Annotated in this window: 4 protein-coding genes; 2 read left to right on the top strand and 2 right to left on the bottom strand. The window is 29.3% G+C overall.

Annotated elements, in window-relative coordinates:
• A partial coding sequence (locus ACJAX4_RS22665) for a hypothetical protein (protein WP_435791710.1) occupies positions 1-1,265 on the bottom strand: 1,265 nt, incomplete at its 3' end.
• A gap of 515 nt (positions 1,266-1,780) precedes the next feature.
• On the opposite strand from ACJAX4_RS22665, the gene ACJAX4_RS22660 reads away from it, so the two are divergent.
• Positions 1,781-1,966: a hypothetical protein gene (locus tag ACJAX4_RS22660; protein ID WP_435791709.1), complete on the top strand. Its 186-nt coding sequence runs from the start codon at positions 1,781-1,783 to the stop codon at positions 1,964-1,966.
• A 218-nt stretch (positions 1,967-2,184) separates the two neighbouring features.
• Positions 2,185-2,421 carry a hypothetical protein gene (locus ACJAX4_RS22655; protein WP_435791708.1) on the top strand — a complete coding sequence of 79 codons (237 nt, stop codon included), beginning with the start codon at positions 2,185-2,187 and terminating at the stop codon, positions 2,419-2,421.
• A 1,203-nt stretch (positions 2,422-3,624) separates the two neighbouring features.
• Here the strand turns inward: ACJAX4_RS22655 and ACJAX4_RS22650 are convergent.
• Positions 3,625-3,837 (bottom strand): hypothetical protein (locus tag ACJAX4_RS22650; protein WP_435791706.1); only part of this gene is annotated, 213 nt, incomplete at its 5' end.

The following is a 3,837-nucleotide window of genomic DNA, read 5'->3' as shown; positions in this document are numbered from 1 at the left end:
TTATCAGTTAATCTAAAGCTTACCTGAAAAAAAGAGTAGTGCAGGATATCTTCAATTAGGTTGTGATTTTCAGCGTACCTCCTCATTCTTCTGCATTGTAAAGCACAAACAAGCGAGAATGCTTCTGGAGAAATGTCTGCAACTTTTTCTCCGTATATAATTATTGTTTGGGCCTCAATTAATTCATCAACTATTAAAGAGCTAATTGTAATAGTTGGTGTATTACCAAATCGGATAGTTTTACCCACCTTTATTTCATCATATCTAACCTCTGTAAATATATTAGATAATACACCCGATTTACCATCAACTACAATCTGAACGTCTATAAGTTTCATTTTATCAATACTTTCTCTCACAATGTCATAGTTTTTAGCTCCAGCAGATGCAAATATATACTTTACAATATCAACGAGGTCAACAGTTATAATTCTTGTTTCAAAAAAATTCGATTTACGTTTTGATAATATATAACTAAATATCTTTTTGTCCACTGCATTAATGTGCTTAAAAGCATTATCTAAACAGTACTTTTTTACATACTTTAAATCTATGTATGTATTTATTTGAGTATCGTTATACTCTTCTACGTCAAGGTAATAGAGAACTTCCTTATTGTTAACATTAAGTGTTACACTTTTAGCATCAGATAACGAAACTTTTCTACGTCCGCCTATATCTATGGGGATATCAGACATTACAACAGGCATAGAAATACCAATATCTAGATACAAATAATTCTTTAAATATTTAACAATATCCAATTTAATATCAGATTGAAAAGCTGGAATGAGTTGTTTTCGTGTTTTAGATTTTAAATGTTCAAAGTCAACAAAATATGAACTATCGTCTTTACTCCAAGATATAATCTTATCATCTGTATATTGTTGTTCTTTACTCATTTGTTTCTTTAACTCATCTAAAGTATTAACTTTATAAGTTAGCTTAAATATTGCAATATCCCTATTTAAAGTTGCAGCGGCCGCTAATTGGACAGTTTCTATTAAACTACTATTACTTTTAAACTCAGCTTCTAACCACCTCTTTTTAGTACGTCGTCTACTCCTACTAACATTTTGCAATAGTTGTTCTATATTATATTCAACTGCATCACTTAAATTAATTTTATTTAATAACTCATAGGATAAACCACTAATAAAACATTTATAACCTTTTTCATCAGAAATTAATTCTGTATATTTTGTAATGTATTTGGGTTCTATATTTAAGGTGGCTTTATTTATTAAATCCATAAGTTCTCCCATTAAAATCACCTCTTTCGTATAATATCGTTTAATATAAAATGATATTATATTGTTTATAAATATTAAAATTAAAATCTATAATAATTATATCATAAATATTATAAATCCTGAATAAAGCTTGTACTAATTGGCGATAATATAAATATAGTTTAGATCACCCATTGGGCAATGAGTACAATAAAACTAGTAGGGCTACAAAATAAAATTATAAGTGCAAAATGCAATCTTTGGAATATTGATGACTGTAACTACAATAGAGATACAAATATTAGGCTTTTCAAATGCTTAAACACTTAAATATGATAAATTTAATAAAATTATAATAGATATGAGTATCGTAGCAGCGGTGCTTATATCTATTTTTTGTTATTAAAAACGATAGGTGCTCATAATAAATTAATATATACTTTGTCTTCTAAAAATTATTTAAAAAACATAAAAATCACGCAATCCTTGAAACAGGGGTTGCACTGGAAACAGAGGGCTTAGAGGTTGTACAAACTCACTTATCCACATTGTTAACAGGTTCATCAGAAGAAGAAGTTTCCGCAACCCTTGAAACAAAGGTTGCTAATAAATCAGTTAATACTTATACAGGTATAACTACAGTTACTACATCACAGGAAGAACAAAAGAATATTTCTACCCTTTCCAAAGAAGATGTGTTAGAGGTATTTAAAAGAGATAACCTGTCTACCTAAAGCTTATTTAGATGAGGATGTTATAATAATACCATTCCAAAATGATTTTTCTAAAGAAGTCGTGAATTTAAGGTATAGTGAGATAATAAATAGTACTTACAAACTTATTTCCAAATTTAAATCTTTTGAAATAAGATATGTGGTTATAAAGAATTAGGATACTAGGGGGTATACCCCTACCCATCACTACAAATCCAGAAAACTATCAGGAGGAAATTATGAAAGTCGAATTTATATGTGAAAGATCCTACCCAATGGACATTGATAAAGCTAAAATTAAAAAGGCAGTAGAGGAAAGTGCTGACATACTAGCTCCTAAAAATGGAGAAAATATGATGCTTCAGACACCAGGCCTATTTATATTGCTAAACAAAGAAAAAGGTAAAGTCCAAATAGTGGATTATGTATTTACGGATAATATATACACTGATAAAGCAATTACCCTAATATCCTAAGTCCTTCTCAACGAAGGGCTTTTTTAAATTAGCACCCATATAGGTGCATGGAAAATTAATAAAACTCATCAGAAAATATTAATAATTAGTTCTGCAGCTGACGTGGAATTTTAATATAAGTATGAAAAGTAGGTATAGCAGGGGGAAAACTGAAAAGGACCAGTACTTATTATTTCCCTGGCATTCCAATGTAGTTGGCTCTTATGAAGTCTTAATAGCATGACATGAGTATTAAGTAGCATGAAATTAACAGTAATCGTGTTAGAAAGATTGTAACAGTACTATAGGGTTACACTGTCTGATGTGTTTTAGAATGGCTTATATAAGCCAACATGAAGGTTGTTGGGTGATGTGGAACGCAACTTCTCGGATACTATTTAATATGTTTAATATGTTTGCATAAAAAAATAGGAGCTATAAAGATAACCCCCATGCAGTAAAAAATATATATAATTTCTTATGGTCATTTGTATAAATCTTCTAAATACGATTAATATCTAAACATGGGATCAAGCCAGTTTCTTGACATTTTAAAATGAAGTCTTCCACTAAGTCAAGTTCCTCAATGTATTCAATATGTAGTATTTCTTTACTCTCGAAAAGTATTAGGTAGCAATCTTCGTATAAGTAGTTATATTCTTTTAACATTCCGCATTACCTCCAGTAATATAATTAATTTTTATTTATATTTATAAATCCTTGGAGGCGCACAAATCTTTTCAATGTTAAAAATCTCATAAGTACATTATATAATCTATTTAACAAATATTATAATATAACTTGAATTCCATGTCAAACTGGTCAATGGAAAATGTATACAAAAAAATTTAGCATATCATTTGTTGAAAATACCCTCCGTAAAAAACAAGTAAAAAATCCGAATAAAATGTGGTACTCTAATGTGCTTATATAGGCGCTTTATATCCACCGGTTGAAAACCCTGTACATGGCTTCATGCAACAATCTAGGTCTTCTAAATGGAACATTTTAAGTTACCGTCGTAGGTTATTCGTGAAAACATGAATAAATGTAGCTTTTTTTACCTTGAAAAATGTAGTTAAAATCATATCTCTTAATTATCGTGAAAAAGAACATATACTAAAGGTAAATTTGTACAAAGTAAGATTATTATTTAAAAATTGATTAAAATGAACAGTTTAATCTGAATAAGGTAATAAACATTATAAAAAGTATAGGTGTTTTTTACCACCGTAAAACCACCGTAAAACCACCGTAAAACCACCGTAAAACCACCGTAAAACCACCGTAAAACCACCGTAAAACGGGGGTAAAATTATTTGAGATCAAGTATACCATTTTAATCTGTAGAAGAATCTTATTTAAGTTTCTACTAATTGGATAAGCAAGAGCTGAGATATTCTTTTTATAAGCCTCAATACAGTGTGTTTTAGGTGT

Origin of the sequence: Clostridium sp. (assembly GCF_051278035.1) — a bacterium.
Taxonomy (GTDB): domain Bacteria; phylum Bacillota; class Clostridia; order Clostridiales; family Clostridiaceae; genus Clostridium_AD.
This window is presented reverse-complemented; position numbering and strand designations above follow the sequence as displayed.

Coding starts and splice junctions, on each gene's coding strand:
- ACJAX4_RS22655 (WP_435791708.1), top strand. CDS start 2,185: ATGAAAGTCGAATTTATATGTGAAAGATCCTACCCAATGGACATTGAT.